The organism is Sphingomonas sp. IC081, from assembly GCF_006874585.1.
In the GTDB taxonomy this organism is placed as follows: domain Bacteria; phylum Pseudomonadota; class Alphaproteobacteria; order Sphingomonadales; family Sphingomonadaceae; genus Novosphingobium.
The window spans coordinates 1,708,471-1,728,144 of sequence record NZ_CP029761.1; the positions used below are offsets into that span (position 1 = coordinate 1,708,471).

General features: G+C 65.4%; 19 protein-coding genes. 16 read left to right on the forward strand and 3 right to left on the reverse strand.

What is annotated here, in order from left to right; translation table 11 throughout:
- Positions 1-28 precede the first annotated feature (28 nt).
- The 16 genes from DM450_RS08280 to DM450_RS08355 all read left to right on the forward strand — a co-directional run bounded on the left by DM450_RS08280 (position 29) and on the right by DM450_RS08355 (position 18,168).
- Positions 29-622 (forward strand): TraV family lipoprotein, encoded by a 594-nt coding sequence (locus DM450_RS08280; RefSeq protein WP_142634048.1) that lies wholly within the window; start codon positions 29-31, stop codon positions 620-622.
- Positions 619-3,117, forward strand: coding sequence for a TraC family protein (locus DM450_RS08285; RefSeq protein ID WP_142634050.1), 2,499 nt, complete (start codon positions 619-621; stop codon positions 3,115-3,117). The genes DM450_RS08280 and DM450_RS08285 overlap by 4 nt, the downstream gene beginning before the upstream one ends.
- A complete protein-coding gene (locus tag DM450_RS08290; protein WP_142634052.1) occupies positions 3,104-3,424 on the forward strand; it encodes a hypothetical protein in 321 nt (106 codons plus the stop codon). The genes DM450_RS08285 and DM450_RS08290 overlap by 14 nt, the downstream gene beginning before the upstream one ends.
- On the forward strand, positions 3,421-4,248 hold the full coding sequence (locus DM450_RS08295) for a hypothetical protein (protein WP_142634054.1): 828 nt from the start codon (positions 3,421-3,423) through the stop codon (positions 4,246-4,248). The genes DM450_RS08290 and DM450_RS08295 overlap by 4 nt, the downstream gene beginning before the upstream one ends.
- Positions 4,245-4,757 carry a hypothetical protein gene (locus tag DM450_RS08300; protein ID WP_142634056.1) on the forward strand — a complete coding sequence of 171 codons (513 nt, stop codon included), beginning with the start codon at positions 4,245-4,247 and terminating at the stop codon, positions 4,755-4,757. The genes DM450_RS08295 and DM450_RS08300 overlap by 4 nt, the downstream gene beginning before the upstream one ends.
- Positions 4,754-4,990 carry a hypothetical protein gene (locus tag DM450_RS08305; RefSeq protein WP_142634058.1) on the forward strand — a complete coding sequence of 79 codons (237 nt, stop codon included), beginning with the start codon at positions 4,754-4,756 and terminating at the stop codon, positions 4,988-4,990. The genes DM450_RS08300 and DM450_RS08305 overlap by 4 nt, the downstream gene beginning before the upstream one ends.
- The gene (locus DM450_RS08310) at positions 4,980-5,639 is read left to right on the forward strand and encodes a conjugal transfer protein TraW (protein ID WP_142634060.1); all 660 of its coding nucleotides are present in this window, start codon (positions 4,980-4,982) and stop codon (positions 5,637-5,639) included. The genes DM450_RS08305 and DM450_RS08310 overlap by 11 nt, the downstream gene beginning before the upstream one ends.
- Positions 5,636-6,652, forward strand: a complete 1,017-nt coding sequence (locus DM450_RS08315) for a TraU family protein (RefSeq protein WP_142634062.1) — start codon at positions 5,636-5,638, stop codon at positions 6,650-6,652. The genes DM450_RS08310 and DM450_RS08315 overlap by 4 nt, the downstream gene beginning before the upstream one ends.
- A gap of 340 nt (positions 6,653-6,992) precedes the next feature.
- Positions 6,993-8,927 carry a hypothetical protein gene (locus DM450_RS08320; protein ID WP_142634064.1) on the forward strand — a complete coding sequence of 645 codons (1,935 nt, stop codon included), beginning with the start codon at positions 6,993-6,995 and terminating at the stop codon, positions 8,925-8,927.
- Positions 8,924-10,039 carry a conjugal transfer protein TraN gene (gene traN / locus DM450_RS08325; RefSeq protein ID WP_142634066.1) on the forward strand — a complete coding sequence of 372 codons (1,116 nt, stop codon included), beginning with the start codon at positions 8,924-8,926 and terminating at the stop codon, positions 10,037-10,039. The genes DM450_RS08320 and traN overlap by 4 nt, the downstream gene beginning before the upstream one ends.
- The gene (locus tag DM450_RS08330; protein WP_142634068.1) at positions 10,011-10,889 is read left to right on the forward strand and encodes a type-F conjugative transfer system pilin assembly protein TrbC; all 879 of its coding nucleotides are present in this window, start codon (positions 10,011-10,013) and stop codon (positions 10,887-10,889) included. The genes traN and DM450_RS08330 overlap by 29 nt, the downstream gene beginning before the upstream one ends.
- A complete protein-coding gene (locus DM450_RS08335; protein WP_142634070.1) occupies positions 10,861-11,460 on the forward strand; it encodes a S26 family signal peptidase in 600 nt (199 codons plus the stop codon). The genes DM450_RS08330 and DM450_RS08335 overlap by 29 nt, the downstream gene beginning before the upstream one ends.
- Positions 11,457-12,332, forward strand: a complete 876-nt coding sequence (locus DM450_RS08340; protein ID WP_142634072.1) for a conjugal transfer protein TraF — start codon at positions 11,457-11,459, stop codon at positions 12,330-12,332. The genes DM450_RS08335 and DM450_RS08340 overlap by 4 nt, the downstream gene beginning before the upstream one ends.
- Before the next feature lie 83 nt (positions 12,333-12,415).
- Positions 12,416-12,913 (forward strand): hypothetical protein, encoded by a 498-nt coding sequence (locus DM450_RS08345; RefSeq protein WP_373886193.1) that lies wholly within the window; start codon positions 12,416-12,418, stop codon positions 12,911-12,913.
- A gap of 45 nt (positions 12,914-12,958) precedes the next feature.
- Positions 12,959-14,383, forward strand: a complete 1,425-nt coding sequence (locus DM450_RS08350; protein ID WP_048577675.1) for a conjugal transfer protein TraH — start codon at positions 12,959-12,961, stop codon at positions 14,381-14,383.
- A 14-nt stretch (positions 14,384-14,397) separates the two neighbouring features.
- Entirely contained in the window at positions 14,398-18,168 is a 3,771-nt protein-coding gene (locus DM450_RS08355) for a conjugal transfer protein TraG N-terminal domain-containing protein (protein ID WP_048577674.1), read from the forward strand.
- Here the strand turns inward: DM450_RS08355 and DM450_RS08360 are convergent.
- The 3 genes from DM450_RS08360 to DM450_RS08370 all read right to left on the reverse strand — a co-directional run bounded on the left by DM450_RS08360 (position 18,155) and on the right by DM450_RS08370 (position 19,623).
- Positions 18,155-18,610 (reverse strand): hypothetical protein, encoded by a 456-nt coding sequence (locus DM450_RS08360; RefSeq protein ID WP_048577673.1) that lies wholly within the window; start codon positions 18,608-18,610, stop codon positions 18,155-18,157. The two genes, DM450_RS08355 and DM450_RS08360, sit on opposite strands and share 14 nt — an antisense overlap.
- A gap of 243 nt (positions 18,611-18,853) precedes the next feature.
- On the reverse strand, positions 18,854-19,381 hold the full coding sequence (locus DM450_RS08365) for a hypothetical protein (RefSeq protein ID WP_048577672.1): 528 nt from the start codon (positions 19,379-19,381) through the stop codon (positions 18,854-18,856).
- Positions 19,378-19,623: a DUF1778 domain-containing protein gene (locus tag DM450_RS08370; protein ID WP_237449632.1), complete on the reverse strand. Its 246-nt coding sequence runs from the start codon at positions 19,621-19,623 to the stop codon at positions 19,378-19,380. Before DM450_RS08370 ends, DM450_RS08365 begins: the two co-directional genes overlap by 4 nt.
- Positions 19,624-19,674 lie beyond the last annotated feature (51 nt).

A 19,674-nucleotide genomic window follows, 5' to 3' on the forward strand; every position in this document is an offset into this window, starting at 1 on the left:
GCCAGCAAACACCAGGGGAGTACGTCCCATGTTTCATCGTCCGCGAGGCCGCGCGATCCGGGCCGCTGCATTGATCCTCACGCTTCCCTTGCTCGGCGGCTGCGCGACGCTGGGATCGGTGATGTCGCCCTACAGCGAGAAGTTCAGCTGCAAGAACGACGATCATGGCCAGTGCATCCATCCCGACAAGGCCTATGCCGACGCCGTGGCTGGCGTGGCGTCGAAGTCCGATCCGGCCGTCACCAACGACAGGAAGCTGCTGAAGGACGGCAAGCCCGCGCGCGGTTCCGGCAAGGCAGGCACCGCAAAGACAGGGTCGGGCGCGTTCGCGGGCTATCGTGACTCCGTATATCGCGAACTGCAGGGCCTGATCGAGCAGCCAGTCACGCCGATGCTGAAGCCCCCGCGCACGGTACGCACCCTGATCCTGCCCTATGCCGACCGGCAGCGGCCCGACCGGCTCTACATGCCGCGCTACGTCTATTCGCTGGTCGAGCGCCCGCAATGGGTTGTGGGCGACTATCTCGTCACGCCCGTATCGCCGGCATCGCGCGCGAACGTGCTCGAACAGGTCAGGGATCGTCCGGACGACGGCCAGAATGAATCGGGGCCGCGGCCATGACCAGCTACCAATCGGGCATGACGCTCGCGCGGCTGCGTCGCAGCGTCGAGCGCGACAGCTATTCCGATTACCTGCCGCTCGCCGCCTGGGTCGAGGAAGAGCAGGCCTTCCTCACCATCGACGATGGCTGGGGCTACGCCTGGGAGCTGGTGCCGTCCGCCTACATGTTCGCCCATGTCCACGAAGCGTTGCTCGGCCTGCTCAACGTCAACTTCCCCGAAGGGACGATCCTCCAGCTTCAGAGCTTCGCCGATCCGCTGGTCGAAGGCGCTCTCGATGCCTTTCTCGACCTGAAGACCCGCCCCGATCCGCTGATCCAGGCATCGGCGCGGCGGACCTTCGATTATCTGCAGGCCGGAACCATGGGGCTGAAAGCGCTCCACGGCATCCCGATCCGCAATTTCCGCACCTTCCTCTCGGTCAAGACGCGCGCGCCGATGGATAGCGATCTTAGGCGCCAGATCGAGGAGCAATTATCCAAGCTCGGCATCCGGCCGATGGAGGCGGGCGAGATCGTCAGCTTCTATCGCCGCATCTTCAACGGCGTCCATGCCGCCGCGCCTGGCGTCTTCACCCAGACCGCCGACGTGCCGCTGCGCCGCCAGATCATCGACGCGGGACCGGCGCTGCGTTTCGACGGGCCGGAAGTGTTTCTGGGCAACCAGGTGGCGCGCTGCCTGACCCCCAAGTCGCCCCCAAAGCGCATCACCGCCGAGCGCGCCAATCGCCTGACCGGCGGGATGCGGGGGAGCGCCGAGGACAGCGACCAGATCGGCGGGCCGTTCCTGTTCACCCTGAACGTGCTGTTCGACCATTCGCAGTTCGAGATCCACAAGCGCGCGCAGATCCTCTCGGCGCAGAAGGCCGCGGGCAGCTTCGCGGTCGAGGTCGGCAAGCAGATCGAGGAGATTTCGTGGATTTTGGACGAAGTGGGCAACAGCCGCTTCGTCTCGGTGATCCCGACCCTGTGGGTGTTCGGCCGCGATCGTCACCATGCGCGCGAGATGGCGGCGCGCGCTAAGCGTCTCTGGGAATCAGAGCCGTTGCCCTGGATGGTGCAGGAGGAAAGCTACCTCAACCCTATCCTTCTTGCCGCGAGCCTGCCGTTCGGTCTTTACCCCGAGCGCCGCACGATCCGCATGCTCCAGCGCGATTTTCGCGTACCGGTGCGCGCGGGCGTCCTGATGTCGCCAATCCAGACCGATTTTCGGGGCGGAGGGTGCCCGGCCCTTCTCTACACCGGACGCAAGGGACAGCTGATCACGCTCGATCTCTTCGATCCTCGGATCAACAATTACAACTTCATTGTCTCGGCCGAGTCCGGCGCGGGTAAGAGCTTCCTGCTCAACAATCTGTGCCAGCAATATTTTGCGCAGAACGCGCTGATCCGTATCATCGATATCGGCGGCTCCTACCGCAAGCTCTGCACGCTTTGCTCCGGTCGCTATATCGACCTCGGCGAAGAGCATCTCGTCCTCAATCCCTTCGATTTGGGGCTGGCTCTCGACGGCGACGATCGCGAATCCGCGATTTCGATGGCGGTGTCGATCGTTGCCGAGATGGCCAACGCCGCGACCCGCAAGCCGGTGACCACCAGCGAATGGAACCTGCTCAAGTCCGCGGTGCAATGGGCGATCGACAGCGGGCGGGCCGAAGCCGGGATCGACGCGGTGCGCGAATGGCTGGGCGCCTATCCCGCCAACACCGCCTCCGATCTCGACCGGGTCGACCACTTGATCCCGACCGCGCGCGAGCTCGCTTTCAATCTGCGCGATTTCGGGTCGGACGGGGCTTACGGGCATTATTTCAACGGTCCTTCGACCTTCGACATATCGAGCGACGAATTCGTCGTGCTCGAACTCGAGCGCCTGAAGGCCATGCCCGACCTCTTCAACGTCGTGATCATGGTCGTGGTCAACGCCGTCACCCAGGAACTCTACCTGTCGGCGCGTGACCGGCCCCGCTTCGTGCTCTGCGACGAAGCCGCGCAGTTCATGACGCGCAGCGACGGGCAGGACCTGTCGCGGCTCGCCGAAGCCTTTAGCCAAGGATATCGCCGCGCCCGCAAATATCGCGGCAGCTTCGGCATCGTCCTCCAGTCGATGAACGACCTGATGCTGTTCGGCGGCACCGGCCAGGTCATCCTCGAGAACGCCGCCACCCGCTTCCTGCTGCAAGGCTCGACCTACGACAAGGCGGTCGAGAACAAGATCCTCGACTATTCGGGGTTCGTTCTCGATCTCCTGAAATCGGTCCGCAACAACAAGCCCAACTACAGCGAGGTGTTCATCGACTCGCCGCTCGGGCTCGGCATTGCGCGCCTCGTCGTCGACCCGTTCTCTTACTGGATCAACACCTCGGCGCCCGAGGACGTCGCTGCCTTCGAGGCGCTGGTGCGCCATGGCCGCTCGCCGCTCGAAGCCGTCTGCGATCTTGCCGGTGTCGATCCCACGGAAATTCTCACGCCACAGGGAGGCTATCATGCTCAAGCCTAAGCCGCATCCCGGCCAGCTCGCGCTCGAATTTTCGCCGGGCGATGATCTTGAATCCTATGTCGAGGCGCGCGTCGCCGTGCGGGCCGAAGCCGATGCGCTGCGCTGGCGGTTCCGCCTCGTCGTCATCGAATCGGTGATGCTCGCATCGCTGGTGCTCGCGGCTGGCGTGGTGCTCAATCAGCCAATAGGCCTCGTGCTGCGGGGCGCGGGCGTTGTCGGCGCCGGATGCTTTGTGACCGGGCTCATCCTGATCGGCCTGACCGGCGCCGCCGGTCGCCTGATCACCCGTTTCAGGAGGCCGCGATGATCTCCGTATCGCTCGCCTATGACAGCGATGGGCGTCTGATTCCGGGCTACATACCGCGCAGGCCCGACGAAACGCTCCACGACTATCTGCTGCGCTCGCGAAACGAGCTGGCCCTTCATATCCGGATGCTCGAAGCGACCAGCGACGCGCAGACCGAATTGTTCGGGTCGCAGCGCAGACACTGGCGCCGCGCCATGGTCATGCTCGCGTTCGGCGAAGCCGGCATCGCGGCGGCGGCTTATCTTCTGTGCCACCTCAGCGGGCTTTCCGGCTCGATGCCCGCGCTCTGTCTTGCCGCGGTGATCGGAGCATGCGCGCTCGTCGGCGCCGCGGCGTCGATTGGCTTAGCGTCCATGCTCGGTCGCGTCCCATCCTGGAGGCTGGCGACGGATGACTTGCTCCGGTGGCTGCTGAGGCGCCCACGACAGGTCGTGGAACCATCGGCCACCATCCTCCCGCTGGTCAGAACCAGTGACCGCGGGCTGGAGGCCTGCGCGGCGGAGCCATCGCGGCAAGCCGAAGGGCCGGCGTGCGAGGTCGATCCCGATCCTGAAATCGAGGCGGTCATAGAGGACTGTGCGGTCGCCCGCCTGGACAATTGGACTGCGCTTTGGGGAATCGGCCTCTTGGTCTTCCAGGCCATGACCGTCACGCTTGGCCTTGCTGCCGCACGGACCGCGTCCGGCGTGCCGCTCGACATTGTAATGGACGATGCGCCGCCGGTTCTGGCCGTCTGTCTTGCTGTCGGCTTTTTCGTGCTGGTCTTCGCCAATCTTGCCAGCGACGGCCTTGTGCAACTGGCGATCTGGTGGAGGCGTCGATGAACGGCATCTCCTCCCACTCGACTTTCAGGTCGCCCTTCCGATTGCTGGTAGGCGGAACGCTCAGGCTTGCTGTCAGGCTGATGGACGGCGAAGCGATCCGACGATTTCGTGCCCGCGAAATCGAGCAGCCGGAAGATGTCTTTGGTCGACCGGGCGTGGCGCAGCGCCTGCCGGGCGAAACCCAGGACGAATATATGGTGCGAGTGCGTCGCGCGAATGAGGCGGCGATCATGGCGCTCGGCCGCGCCACCATCGCGCTGGACCGTCAGGTGACGCAGACCGGCATGGTCGTGGCTCGCCGCTTCCGGCAAGTCGTCGGTCTCCAGGCGGCAGCGGCTTCCTGCATCGCGGGTCTGTTCGTGCTGTTTCCCGACATGTCCTCGCTCATGCGGTTCATCATTCTGATCCTGACGCCGATCGCGCTGGCCCGCGGAGGGCTGTGGTTCGTGAACCATGCGTCGACGATCGGAGAGGCCCTCGAGAGATATGCCGAAAGGTGGAACCGATGAACGGCATCTTCACCGCCTCACCCTGTCCGTCGTCGATCCGCCTGCTGGTCGGCACGCATCTGCTGCTAATCGTGCAATCGGGGCTGGTGCTGTGGTCGGCGCCGGACCTCGGCGGCAACCAGGCGCTCATCTGGCTGACCCTCGTGCTCGGCCTCTCGGCATTCATATGCGCGGTCTGCGGCGAAAGCCGCACGCCGCCCGTGCCCTGGAGGGAACGTCGTCGTGGCCGATGATCGCCTCCCTAAGGGCTGGCCAATCGTGGCCTTCCAGTCCGCGACGATCGTCGCGCTTGTCGCCGGTTCGCTGCTGCTGGCCTCCGCCGCCCGCGCCGACACGTCGACTGTCGGCCGCACTTGGCAGATCGCCGAGCCCGACGCGATGGCCGAGATCGAAGCGCGCGCCGCGCAGCAGCCGCCCGACATCAGGGCGAAGTTCGGCCCGCGTTCGGCATGGAGCGCGCTCAAGGGCGCGACTCTCGCCACGACGCGCGAGGATCGTGTGCGCCATGTCGTGCCGTTCTACTCGCTCGATACCGAAATCCGGCTTCCGGACGGTAAGCTGCTCTATCCCAAGGGCTTCACCTTCAACCCGCTGACCTATGTCTCGCTGCCGCAGCGCCTCGTCATCGTTCACCCCCGCGATCTCGCTTGGGCACTGAAGACGGCGGCGCTTACCGACTGGATCGTCCTGACGGGCGGCGGCAATCCCAAAGACGACGCCCTGTCGCTCGGCGAACGCCATGGCCGCGCGCTGTTCATGCTCGAGGAGCGGGTGAAGGACCGCCTCGGCCTCACCGTCGCGCCGGTGATCGTGCGCCAGGTCGGACAAAAGCTCGAACTCACCGAAGTCAACCTGTCAGCCAAGGGAGGGCGCGGCCAATGACCCGCCTTGCATCTGCCTTACGCGTCGGGGCCGCCGCGATCCTGCTGTCGCTGCTCGCGCCCGCCACGCCCGCGCATGCTTCCAAATGCCCTTCGGACACGGTGTTCAATCCGATCACCAAGGTCAGGTGGAATTGCATCTTCCCGATCACCATCGGCGGCGTCCGCGTCGGCAGCTACGACAAGCTCGACAAGGCGCTCGACGCGCAATCGGCTTCGAAGCCGTTATGCGCTTGCAGGAAAGGTGCGACTTTCTGGTTCGGGGTCAAGGTCAGCTTCTGGACGCCCAACCGGATGGTCGACGTCGTCACCGAGCCCGGCTGCATGATGGCGCTGGGCGTCGATCTCATGCCGACCGGCGGCAAGCTTCAGGGTAGCCAGTCGTCGATCTCCGACGGGACCAACACCACCAAGCTGTTTGCGCAAGCGCATTACTACATCGCGCCGGTCTGGAAGATGCTCGACATGTTCACCGACCTGCCGTGCATCGAGGATGACGGCTTCGACGTCGCGATGATCACCGAGGTTCTGCCGACCTGGCAGTCGGGCACCTTGGGAGCGATTATCCAGCCAGAGGGCATCCTGTTCGGCAATCCCGCCGCTGGTCTCGCCTGCATGGCCGACAGCGCCGCCGCCGCCGCGGGCAAGACCATCGATCCCCTGTTCTGGTGCATGGGGTCGTGGGGCGCGACCTATCCGGTCGCCGGCGATATCCATATGGGCGACCGGGTCGAAGCCTGGGCCGGGCTGGCGGCGCGCACGACATTCATGATGGGGCGCCTGGGCGCACTCACTATCCATTCCGAGGACGGCTGCTCGTTCAAGGCTCAGCCGATCTGGACCAAGAGCCGCTACAAGCTCCAGATCATGGAGCCTGTAAAGGGCGGCAAGTGCGTCAATATCGGACGGCCCGGCGCGCTCTGGACCAGCGGCAAGCACGCACCGGGCAAGGACAACGCCCAGTTCATGCTCTTCGAAAAGGCGATCTGCTGCGCGGGGATTTCCACGCCGTGAGCCGGTCGCTCCCCCCAACCCGCGCATCCGGCACGGGCGGTTGTCCCGCTCGTCACGGAAGGCTCCCCACCGTGAGCGGGCGCGCGGACGGAGCGGCGGCGGTGCCCCCTGCCGCCGTCGCTCCACCTATGGTCAGCGCGGCCGAATGCCCCCCATCGGGGGCGGCAGGCCCCCCTCATGCCGCGCCTCCGATGGCGGCCGCGCTGACCACCTTCGCCGTACTTACAACCTTCGAGGGCCAGGCCGTCTTCAAGATACTCTCGCCCGGATCCAGCGCATTCCGCGCGGGAGACGTGTTCCGGTTCCGGCGCGGTTCGCGCGGCACGCGCGCGAGGCAGCCATGAAAGGGCGCTGTCTCCTCCTGCTGGCGGCGACCGCCACTCTGCCGATGTCGGCTTCGGCGCAGACGGTCGAGGAGCGCGCCCGCGCCGCCGCCGAGGCCTCGCGCGCGAAGACGTCGGACAGCGATGCGATCCAGGAGAACTATCTGACGCCGGGCCTTGCCGGGCAGCCGATCACGACCGTCGACAACAGCCAGACCTTCAATCCCAACATCGCGTGCCAGAAGACGGCGACGCTGCTCGAACTGCTCGCGCAGCCCGCTGGGACCGGCGATATCGGAACGCTTCGCATTTCGCGCGACAAGGATCTCGACGGCAGCGTCGACCAGACATTGACCTTGCCCGTGCCGGTGTCCGGCATCTGCGCCAACGGCATCGTCTCCTGCCAGCCCGGCACCTGGAACCAGTGCAAGAGTTTCAAATGGGATATCGCCTCGAGCGGCGACCTCAAGCTCACCGAGGTCGGGTTGACCGAGCTCGCCGGCTGCTACTGCATCAACAACAGCTGCGGGTCGAACCTCGTCTGGGGAAACATGGCCTCGGTGCTGAAGGACCTGGGCGGCGGCGTGATCGGCGCGCTCACCACCGCCGATCCGCGCGTCGGCGTCGCGCAGGCCACGATCGACGGCCCGGCGATTCGCTATACCGGCGCGCAAAGCACCGCCTGCACGCCCAATCCATCGCTGCCTCAGACCGCCTATCGCGCCAATCCGACCGCGATCCAGGGCGATGCCTCTGCGGCGTCGACTTCGAGCAGCGTCTTCCAGGCACTGAAGGCTTCGCCCGCTGGCGTCGGCAAGGCGGATCAGGTCAGGCTCTGCACGATCGAGCGCGAGGTGACGCTGGCGCCCGCGACCTATGACGACATCATCAGCGTTTCCGGACAGGTCCAGTCGGTCACGAGCTGCGGGACCGACTGCCGGCGCTACCGGATCGGCGGCAACGGCAATTGCTCGGCCGCACCGCCCATATTCACCGCGACGTTCCAGGTTCTGAGGCCAGACCGCCTCGTCTCTGCCCGCATCGTGCGGCAAGACGCCAACGACTGGCTGCAATCACGCGTCAACGGCGAGGTTGTCGGCTATGCCGGCAAGCGGCCGTGGCTGGGCGACGCCCTGCCTTCGGGCGACTGCAACGTCGATGCCGAGACGGTCAACCTGACGCCGATCGATCTCACCGAGCGATTCCGCGCCGGAACGGCCGCGCTCGGCGTGCGCGTGCGCGGCGGCGGTGACGGCCGTTGGGGCTGGGTCGATCTCGAGGTCCGGGTCGATGCGAGCTGCGGTGTCTCCGAACGCCTCGTCGATCTCTGCTCGGGCTATGCCGCCGATTCCGCCTGCCGCCTCGATGGTGAGACCGTCGACGGTGTGCAGACCGTCAGGAACGGCGTCGGCACCGGCCTCACGCCGCTGCCGCAAACGCGCCTGTTCGGCAATGGGAGCTGCACGATCCGGGTGACCCGGGATTTCTTCAAGCGCGAGCGCCGCTACAAATGCGCCGTCGATCTCGGCTCGCCGACGCCGCCCGATCTCAGCCGCGGCGCCTATATCATCGACCATTCGACCGAGGCGCTGCTCGCCGACCGGGTAAAGACGGCGGACGGCGGCTATGCAACGTCGTCGCGTCCCTTCGCGCTGCCCGATCGCGGCTCGGTCCCGGCCTGCGAGCCGGTCTGCAAGACACGCGCGCCCAAGGCCAACGACGGCGTGGCATTGGATGGCGTCGTCGGTGCGAAGCAGAACGCGCCGACCGGGTGGGACACCTTCTATCACGCCTGCAGGCCCGGCAGCGGCGGCGATGTCTGCCCCGCCGGTCCGGGTGAAGAGATCGTCTCGGCCTGCGGCTGTCTCGACGATTTTCCCGAAGCGGTCGTCATGATGCAGACCGTCCGTCTCGGCGGCGCCGATCTCGTCTGCACCGGAGAAGTGCGATGATCCGGCAACCGATCCCTTGGCCGACACGAGTTGCCCTGATCGCGCTCGCCATCTGCGGGTTTCTGCTCGCCGGGCAGTTCGCCCCCGCACAGGCGCAGCAACCTGTCTGCGCGGTCGACCTCGACGGCAACGGCGATGCCGGCGATCCCGGCGAGGTCGTGAGCTGCTCGGCCATGGCCGACGACGCCTGGCTTTGCCCGATCCAGCAGACGATGTGCGTCGCCGATGCACAAGACGCCTATAGCTGCCCGCTCGGATCGCAGCACCAATGCCTGACCCCCGTGGGCGGCGGCACGCCGATGTGCTCGCCCAATGCCTGCACCGGCAGCGACGGGACGGGAATCGAGGACGATCCCGTTGTCGATGATCCGGGCGCGCCCGCTGACGGCGCGGTCGACGTGGAAGGCCATTGCCTCGGCAACATCGAGATATTTGCAGGCCGGGCGACACGCTGCCGACCCGCTGGTCTTCGAACCACCTTTTCGAACTGCTGCAAAGACAGGGGCAAGATCGTCAAGGACGGCATGGGCGGATCGATCTCGTCGATCGGCACCAAGATCGCGGTCGCCAAGGGCGTGTTCACCGGCATGAAGGCCGCCTACGGTGCGTTCAAGGCTGGCGCGACCGCGGGCCAGGCCGCCACGTCCGGCGCCAATGCGATCATTGCGGGCATCGATCCGACGTCGATCGCGATCAGCCTCGCCATCAACTTCATGATGGATTTCCTGCTCTCGGGTTGCGACCAGCAGGACATGGAAGTGGGCATGCTCCGGGGTTCGGGCATGTGCCACGAGGTCGGCACCTATTGCTCCTCGAAGATCCTCGGCATCTGCGTGCAGAAGTCGAAGGGCCATTGCTGCTTCAATACCAAGCTCGGCCGCATCATCCAGGAGCAGGGTCGGCCCCAACTCAAGAGCTTCAACAGCGTCGGATGGGGCACGCCCAAGAATCCCTACTGCCGCGGCTTCACGCCGGAGGAATTCCAGGCGCTGGATTTCTCCAAAATGGACCTTTCCGAATATTATTCCGAGATCGAGGCCCGCGCCCAGGCCGACATCCAGATCGACATGAAGGACAAGATCGATGCCTATATGCAGGTTATCGGCCAATAGCGCGCGCCCTCTGGCCATCGTGATGGCGATGCTGATTTCCGCCTCGGCGCTCGCGCAGGACACGCCGCGCTCGGACAATGCACGCGATCGAGCTGCCGCTGAAGGCGATGCCGCGCTCGAGCGTCTTGAACGCGCAACGGCCGCGCGGAAAAAAGAGGCGGAAACGCGCGGCCCGACCGCGTTGCCCACTCCGTCCGAGGAAACCCGCCGCCGTGCCTTCGACGGCCTGCGCAAGCGCGCACCGTCGCCCGCCATGGATGCCCGCGCTCGCGCGGCGCTCGACAAGGGCAAGGATGTCATGGCCGCCGAGCGCGAAGCGATGGCTCGGCGTTTGGGTCAGGCGCTCGGCCTCGACGCCCCCGATATGGCAGCGGTCGCCGGCGTCGCCGCGCCGCCAAGCGCCAAAAGCTGGGTGCCGGTCCTGTTCGTATCCTCGTCCATGCCCGTAACGACGCTGCGGACCTATGCCGCACAGCTCGAGAAAGCGCGCGGCATCCTCGCCTTTCGCGGCATGCCGGGCGGCCTCACCAGGGTCGCCCCGATGGCGAAGCTCTCGGCCGAGATATTGCGCCACGATCCCGGCTGCGAAGGTCCGGCCTGCGCGATGCGTGATGTGCAGCTGATCGTCGATCCGCTGATCTTCCGCCAGCACGGTGTCACCCGCGTTCCGGCGTTCGCTATGGTGCCCGGCGATCCCGCGCTGCCTTATTGCGAGCGCGAGGACGAGAGCCCGCGTGCTGCCCATGTCGTCTATGGTGACGCGGCACTCTCCGGACTTCTCGAAGAATATGCCCGCCTCGGCGGCAAGCAGGAGGTGCGCGATGCTGAAGCTCGCCTTCGCTGCTGCTAAATCGGGCTGGGTGGGACTCAAGGCTCTGCCGCTGAAAGCGGCGGTGGCGCTTGGCAGTTCCGGGCTCGGCCAGCCAGCGCGCCCCAGGCAGCTCTGGAAAGCGTTCGGGATCGTGCTGCCGGTCGGGCTGCTCACCTGGTGGGCGATTCCGCAGGCGACGATCGTGATGAGTCCGTCGATCGATGCATGGGCAGTCCGCAAGGCGCCGGGACCGATCGCGCGCGGCGATTTCGTGTCGTTCACCCTGTCGCACCCGCTTGCCGGCCCTAAGCCGGTGCAGGTGACCAAGATGGCGCTGTGCCTGCCCGGCGACCGCATCGACTGGATCGAGAAGCCCTCGCCGATGCATCCGGGCGAATGGGATGGCTGGTATTATTGCAACGAGACCCTGCTCGGGGTGAGCAAGCCTTTCGGCCATAACGGTCAGCGTCTCGACCACTGGCGGCCGATGATCAGGACCATCCCGGCGGGCATGGTCTATGTCGGCTCGAGCCATGCAAGCGGGTTCGACAGCCGCTATTACGGCCCGGTCGCGATCGACCGGCTCCGGCGCATGGAGAAGCTGCTGTGAGCCGGGTCCGCCTTGCCCTCGCCGCGGCGCTGCTGGCCCCGTCGTCCGCGCTGGCCCAGGGATCGGGCGATGGCCGCACCGGCTATTGGTGGTATCAGGCGCCGCCGAAGCCGGCAGAGGAAGAGCCCGATCCTGACGCGCTGGTGAAGCCGGCCATCCCGCCGATCGCGGAGCTCGCCACCTGGACGCCGCCGAAGATCAGGAAGCTGATCGAGCAGCAACGCGATTACGCCGCGACGGTGCTCACGGTCGATGCCGTCGCGGATTTCTGGCGCTTGCAGGATTTCGCGAGGCGCAAGGCGCGCGCCTTCGCGGGAGTCACCCAGATCGCCATGCTCCAAAATCCCGAACTCAACGCCAAGTCCGCCAATCCGATGGTCGGCGAGGCCCGCGACCAGCTTTCCGCGCAAAAGGATCAGGTCCGTCGCCAGTATCTGCGCGGCCGGGCCAACGAGTTCGCACTGGTCATGTTCTCGCGTTCGACTTGCGGCTATTGCCGCGTCCAGTGGCCGATCGTCCAGCGCTTCCAGGAGGAGATGGGCTGGCAGGTCACGCTGATTGACATCGAGCGCAGGCCCGAGCTGGCCCAGCGGTTCGGGGTCGAGATCACGCCGACGACGATGGTGATCAGGCGCAACAGCCAGCAGCGCATGGTGATCGCGAGCGGGGTCGAGGCTTATCCCAATCTCATCCAGACGGCCTATCAGGCGGTGCGGCTGCTTGCGGGTGATATCCGGCCCGAACAGTTCCTGACCGGGGCCGGCGAAGAGGACGGCTTTTTCGATGCCCTCTCGGCCGGGCCGGTGTCCGCAACCGATCCCCGCGCGCTTGGCGGCGATCTTGTCGGCGCGAGCCTGGAGCCGCAGCGGTGAAGCGGCACCTGGCCTGCACGCTGGCCGTGTTCCTTGCGGGCGCTTCCCCGGCGTCCGCACAGCCTGTCACCCGCGAGCAGGCGATGCGCGCGGCGATCCATCCCGTCGCAACCGAGGCCGGGATGCGACAATGGCTCGCCCGCGTGCCGGTGACACGCAACTGGCCGCCCGATTTCGCGGAAACCATGAAGGGCCAGGGACCGGCCTTCATCGTCGAGATGAGCACGGCGCCGGGTTGCGTGCCCTGTGCCGATCTCTGGAACAGACTCGGTGCCCTCGGGCAACGCTATGGTTGGAAGGTGCGCACGATCGGTAGCCAGGAGGCGATGCTGCGCTCCGGGCGACTCGGTCTGCCCTGGGTGGGGCATCCCGTCGCCTGGGTGCGCCCGGTCTCCGATCCCAATCGCATCATTCCGGTTGCGATCGGAACCGACCACGAGCCGAACCTGGCGCGCAACCTCTACCTTGCCGCCAAGATGCTGACCGGGGTGAAGCCCACCGTCGGCGTGCGCGGCATGTCGAAATTCACCGGGATCGTGGCCGCATCGCCACGCCCCGTCCCCAACCGGGCGAGGAATTGACATGGGGAGCCACGTCCTCGCCCACTTCCAGGAAAGTTGTCTGCCATGGCCTCCGCTCGTTGTCGTCTGACCTTGCTTGCCCTGCCGCTGCTGGCGGTCTGCGGCTTCGCTTCCCCCGCGTCCGCGCAAAGCTGGGCCGAGAGCTGGTTCGACAATGTTACTTACACCAGCCCCGGCAGCTTCGAGGATCAGACTCGCGGCTACATCACCGCGGGCGGCATGTCGGGCCGGGTCGACGTCCATAACGACTATCTGATGAGCGTCACGCTGCCGAAGATCAGGGCGGGCTGCGGCGGAATCGACATGTTCCTGGGGGGAATGAGTTTCCTCGATCCGGACTACCTCGTGCAAAAGCTCGAAAGCATCCTGCAGGCCGCGCCCGCCGTTGCTTTTCAATATCTACTCGAAACCCTTGATGAAAAGATGGGCAACATCATCTCGAAGATGGAGGCCGCGACCAACTTCCTGAACTCGATCCAGGTCAACGACTGCCGTCTCGCCAACCGCATGGTGCAGATCGCCAAGGGTGACGACAACATGTCCGGCATCATCGAGGAGATGACCGGCTATAAGTCGGTGCGCGAAGGTTTCTCGAAAAGCTATCAGCAGAGCCGTGAGAAAATCCAGGCCAATCAGGGCAATCCGACCGAGGATTTGAAGGACGCGCTCGAAAACTGCCCCGCCGAGGTCACCGACATCTTCAAGACCGGCTCGCTGCTCGCCCACGCCGCCGCGCGGGTCGGAGCATCCGAATGGGCCGGCGTTATGCGCGCGCGCGTCGGCGACGTCTATATGCGCTGGGACGCCACCGATCGCGTGCCTCTGTTTAGCGCGATCCCGGCCTGTCCACGGCAGGATACCGAGAGCGTGGACGATTTTCTAACGGGCAAGGTCCAGACCCGAGCCATCGCCGTGCCGCCAACCTCGACTGATTGTTCCGTGGACGGCAGCGGCAAGGGCGCACTGATCCTTTCGCGCGGACGGATGGAGTCAATTGCGGTCAAAATCCGCACCCGGGCTGCTCTGACGCCCGAGGAACGCCAGTTCGTCGCCAATGTCCGTACATTGCCGGTCTATCGCCTGCTGGAATGGGGCGTGCGGCAGGGCATGGTCGAGAGCGTGATCGGTGACACCGATGAACTGGTCGCCCTGACGCTCGCCTATCAGATGCTCAACGACCTCACGCGCAGCATCGACTTCGCGGTGTCCAATGCCGAACGCGGCGCGACGGCGGCAGGGGCCAGCGATCCCGGAAATGCCAAGGTCTGCCAGACGCGCATCCTCAGCAAGGGAATCGAGCAATTGAGCGGACTGCGCGACGAAGTGCTGCGCCAGCGCGCGCAGATGCGTCAGTCCTATATGGCAGCGCTTGAGTCGGCGAATCTCTCGGCCAACTATGCCGGGGTGGTTCGCCAGCGCGACCGCGATGCGCGTGATGCCGCCGGCGCCGCCGCCAACCGCAACCGCTGAGCTAGGGCCACGCCATGATCCGCATTCTCCGCGCCCTGTCCGTCCTGATCGCGCTTTTCGTGGCCACACCCGCGCTGGCGATCGATACCAGCTTCCATACTTATGACGGCTTTGCCGAGACTGTGGACGCCTTCCGCCTGGTCTCGATGATCTTCGGCGATCCGCGCTACGAGACACTGGTACTGATCGTCGCGGTGGTCGGCATCGGCCTCGGTGTCCTGCTCGCCGGCATCCGCGGTCAGGGCATGGGGCTGGTCGGGTTCGGTTTTCAGATGCTGATCGGCGTCGGGCTGTTCGTCGGCATGGTGGCGACCACGGGCACGGTCCATGTCTATGACCGCGTCCGCAACGCCTATCAGCCGGTCGGCGACGTGCCGAACCTGATCGTGCTGGTCGCGGGCGTGACCAATATGATGGAGCGCGCGCTGGCCGAGGTCATCGACGACAATACGACCGATCCGCACGCCAAGCTCGAGTTCGGCGCGGGCGGCCACACGTTCGATCTGTTTCTCAATGCCGCGTCCCCGCGCGGTCCGATGACCGACACCTTCCTAGATAGCACGATCAAGGACTATGTCCGGCAATGCTATCCGGTCGCGCGCGTCTCGCCCGCCTATGGCGTTGACGATGATATGCTGTTCCGCACCGCCACCGATCTGCCCGCCGCCTTCGCGGGTATGGCGGGTCCCGCGACATTCAGCACGGTGTTCACGTCCACCGACAAGGGCGGCACGACGGTCAGCTGCACCGAAACCTGGGAGCATATCTCGACGCGCCTCTCCGAGCCCGCGCTGTTCGACAATTACGTCGCGCAGGTCTGCACACGCACCGGCTACGATATCACCAACGCGACCCAGCTACAGCGTTGCCGATCCAACATCGGCGAACTCGGCCAGATGATGATGGACACACCCCAGTCGCTCCAGCAGTTCCTGACCAATGTCATGCTCGGCAGTACGGTGGGAGACGTGCTGTTCGAGGACAGTCCGGCAACCGCCGCGCGCGTCATGGCCAATCGCGCCGTCGTCTCCTCCGGCCTCGCCACCATGTCGACCGCCAACGAATGGATGCCGACCATCCGGGCCACGGTCTTCGGAATCATGTTATTCATGATGCCGATCGCGCTCCTGTTCATCCTCACCCCGATCAACCTGCGCGTCGCGTCGTTCGCGCTCGGTCTTTTCGTGTTCGTCGCGCTTTGGGGCGTGATCGACGCCGGCATCCATCAACTCACCTTGGGCCGCGCGACCGACGTGCTGGCCGAGATGCGCGCGAACAATGTCGCGGCCAACGCATGGATGCTCGCGCCCTCCTCCGCGATGAAGGCGCTCGCCATCTTCGGGAGCTTCCGCACGGCTGCGGCGGGACTTGCGGGCGCCTTCGTGTTCACCGTGTTCCGTTTTTCGGGCAACGTGTTCACCTCGTTCACCAGCGGCGCCCTCGGTGTCCAGGGACAGGGCACGGCCGCCGCCGCGCCGCTCGCCACAAGCGAGGGCTATGCGGGCGCGCTCGAGGCGCAGGCGACGGCGGCGGGCACCATGGCGCGGCGCGGTGCGGCGTCGAACTTCGGCGACTTCGGGGAGCGCTCGACCTTCGGCGCGAACCGGGCATTCGGCGCCGCAAGCCGGGTCCTCGGCGAGCACGGCGGCGGGGCGAACGGCACGGCCGCATTCGGCATGGGTGGGCTCGATAGCGCACGAGAACTGGGCGGGTTATCGCCAGCGCTCACTGGCCGTAGTCTGACCGATCCAGCGACCGTTCGCGCAGTGCGCGACAATGCCGCGACGACGGCGATCCATAATTTCGCGGAGAAGGATGCGCTGCGCGCGCTGGGCACGGGATATTTCGGCCAGGGACAGGCGGGCGAAGGTGCCTTTGCCGCCTTTACGCAACGGATGGTCCAGTGGAAGGCGTTCGGCGATACGCGCGCCTATGACATGATGTTGTCCGGCGCACAGCGGCATTTCGAGCGGAACGGCTACGACCAGAAGGACGCGGTACTGAAAGCTTCGACGGTGATCGCGCAGGCATCGGCCGATCCAACCTTCGCCAAGCTGATTGCCAACACCTTCGACCAGGAGCAGATGCTGCGGAACGACCTCACCGCCGCTCAGGTCCAGGTCGGCGCGATGGAAGGACGGCGCGATTTCGCGGGCGACAATGTGACGCGGATCGAGCGCGGCAATGTCGCGACCGAGCAGGCACACCGCACCGGCAGCAATGAGGGGCAGCGTAATGCCGCATCGATGCTCGGCCTCGGCGTGCAGGAAACCTCCCGTCGGATCGCCTTCATCAACGCCCTCTCGGGCGAAGCCCGCTCCACCGCCATTTCCCAGCTCTCCCGCGCAACTGGCCGCAACGAAGCGCAGGTGATGCGCGCGCTCGAAACCTACAATGCCGCTGTGCAGGTCGGCACCGCCGACGGCGCGACGGCCGAGGCTGCCCGGGAAGGCACCAGCGTCTACGGGCGCACACGCGAGGCGGCGGGCTACGACTTCGCCGAGCGGTCGGGCAAGCTCGATGCGCAGCGCGAGGTCGGCCATGATGGAACGCGCTCTGCGGCTCGGATCGGCGAGCAGCGTCGACAGGCCGACAATGCCGGCTTTGCCGAGGGTGCGGCGGCTGCGGGCATGTCGGTGCGGCAGGCGGCCCACCTCGATAGCTTCATTCGCACATTGTCGCAGGGTGCCGGCAATCAGGTCGATATGGCCGAAGGCGGCGCGGAAGGAATTGCCGATCGCGCGCGCAACGAGCGCCTGACCCGCATTGTCGACAATGAGCGCCTGACCCGCATGCAGCAACTGCTGGGCGAGCATGGCGTGCAGATGTCCAAGCGCCAGATCGCCATGGCGCAAAATGGTGACCTGAGCCTCAATCTGACGCCGGAGACCGCAGCGCAGATGTGGCGCGGTGGTCTGATCAACGAGAGCCAGCTCGGTGCGATCGCCAATGGCGGGCGTGCGCGATTTTCGTTCGCCGACAACGATGTGCTGGTATCGAGCTCGGTCGGGTTCCAACAGTCGGCGCGCAACGACACCAGTACGCGTTTCGAGGCGGGCAAACAGGCCGGGCCCGACACGATCGAGCATTTCCTGAGCAGCGGCGAACAGGGCCAGGCCATGATGCAGAACTGGCTGCGCGGCGGGTTCGAGATGGACCGGCACGGCAACTGGCGGCTCAATCCGCAGGTAGCAGATACGCTCACCAGGGACGTCCAGGCGATCATCGCGCAGACCGGATGGCAGCGGGGGCTGTCGCGCTCGGCGCAGGATCAGGTCACGATTGGTACGTCTGTCGGTGCTCATGTCGGAGGGAGTATCGACTCTCAGGAATCCGAAGCTATTGGCGGCCGCGGACAACCGGCCGGCAAGGGACAGCAATCGAGCCAAACGCCGACCACCCAGAAGGGCCGTTCCACCTCGGGACGTGTCGGCGGAAGTCTGGGGTTCGAGAGCCGTGATGTTGGCATTTCAACGGAGAATGCTCAGTCGAGCCTGGATATCGTGAACTACGACGTTCGAGAGGCAATTGCTGCCGCCGAACGTGCCGCGGCCCGGTCCAGCGATCCGGCTGCAACCTTCTCCCGCGAACTGTCAGATCGCATCCTTGGCCCGGATGGCATGCGTAACCGCTACCTTCAGGACGCGGATTCCGGGCGCGCGACATTCGACGTTACTGGCCCTCTCACATCGGTTGAACAGAACGCGGTTCTGAAGGGCGGGAGATTCTCCACGGACATCGAGGGCAGCCCGGGCGATGGCGACAGCAGCTTCAAAAAACGCTGATACGAGCGCCATTGTTAGGGCTTATCGGATTGCCGATGTATAGCGCCCCGGAGCGCGGATCGTGGATATCGCTGCCGGCTCGGATATCTTCCATAGCGCGATCATGCTCTTCCCACAGACGGGCAATTCTAGCCCGCGCCTCATCGGATATAGGATCGCCCTCGCCCTGCGGCGCAAATGCCGTCAGCCAATCCTGCGCGTAACCGACACCCAGCGCCAGGAGCGCAGTCATCGGGAAGAAAAGCACATTGAGAAAACCGGCAGGCGCGCTGTCGTAGAAGGCCTCCAGCGGCGCGATCTTCGTGGACGCCGCCATGCCGATCCACCAGACCGGGATCGTGGCCCACCACGCCTTTGCATACCACGGACGCCACAGCCAATCGGCTAGCCTCAGCCGCGGCGCTGCAGGATCGGTTGGGGGCATGTCGGCTGCGGTATTCATCGATAGTTCCTCGCAGCCGACTATAGCAGAGATCTTGTCATTGTTCCATCATTCATAGCCGGTTTCGTGCGGCAAATCGCACTGGAACACTGGTTTGACCCCGCTGATTCTGTTCTCTGCAAGCCGATCTGGAGCGCGCCTCAGCCTTCGGGTTCCGATGTGGATATGGTCGCGCGAGTGACCCCGGTGTGGAGCTCACGTCGAAGACAAACGACATTGCACGGCGCATCGCGCCCTGAACGCCTAGAACTGGCCTGCAGCTCTCAATTCACGTTCGAGTGTCGCAAAGGGCAATATGAGCGTCAGCGGTTTGTCGTGCAGCGGAATAGCGCCGTAGCCGGCATACCAGTCCGCGGCGCGCTCGTTTTTGGCGTCGATGATCAGCATAACCCCGCCGACCTCGGTCGCGACGCGAATGCATCTGCGCCCGATCGCGCCCAGGAGCTGACCCCCGAGCCCTTGCCCCTGCACACGCAGATCCGTTGCTAGCCGCGCGAGCCGGAAGCCCGGCACCTCATGCCTGGCGAGTCCTCGCCTCGCCAGTTCTGGCGTATCCGCATGATCCATGCTGCCCGGAGCGATGCTGTAAAAGCCGAGAACCGTCTTGCTGTCGGTGTCGTCGATGGCGAGGAACGTCTTCGCCCCGCCTGCCTCGTGGCTTTGCCGCGCATAACGCTGCAAGTAGACGTTCAGATCATTGTCGCCGCAGTCGAATGAAGTCCGGTCATGCGCTTTCGAAATCGCTTCCTCGTGCCATGAAGGAAGCGTCATGCCAACTTCGGCATCGCGGCGATGGCAGCGCGCAGTTTCGCATTCACCGGCGGCGGGTTCTCGAGCAGATCAAGAACGAGCAGGCTGTCTCTCTCGCTCAGTTTCGTCCGCTCCGACTCTTCGATCACGTTCTCGGCCTCGCGCAGCGCCGAACGTGTGACAAAGGTCGTGAGATCGGTATGCTTGAGCGCAGCCGCCCGGGCAAGCAAAGCCTTTTGCTCCGGCCGAATCCGCAGGCTCATGCGTCTGTTGTCTTCCACTACTGCTCGCGGCATTGTGTGCCTCCACTCGTA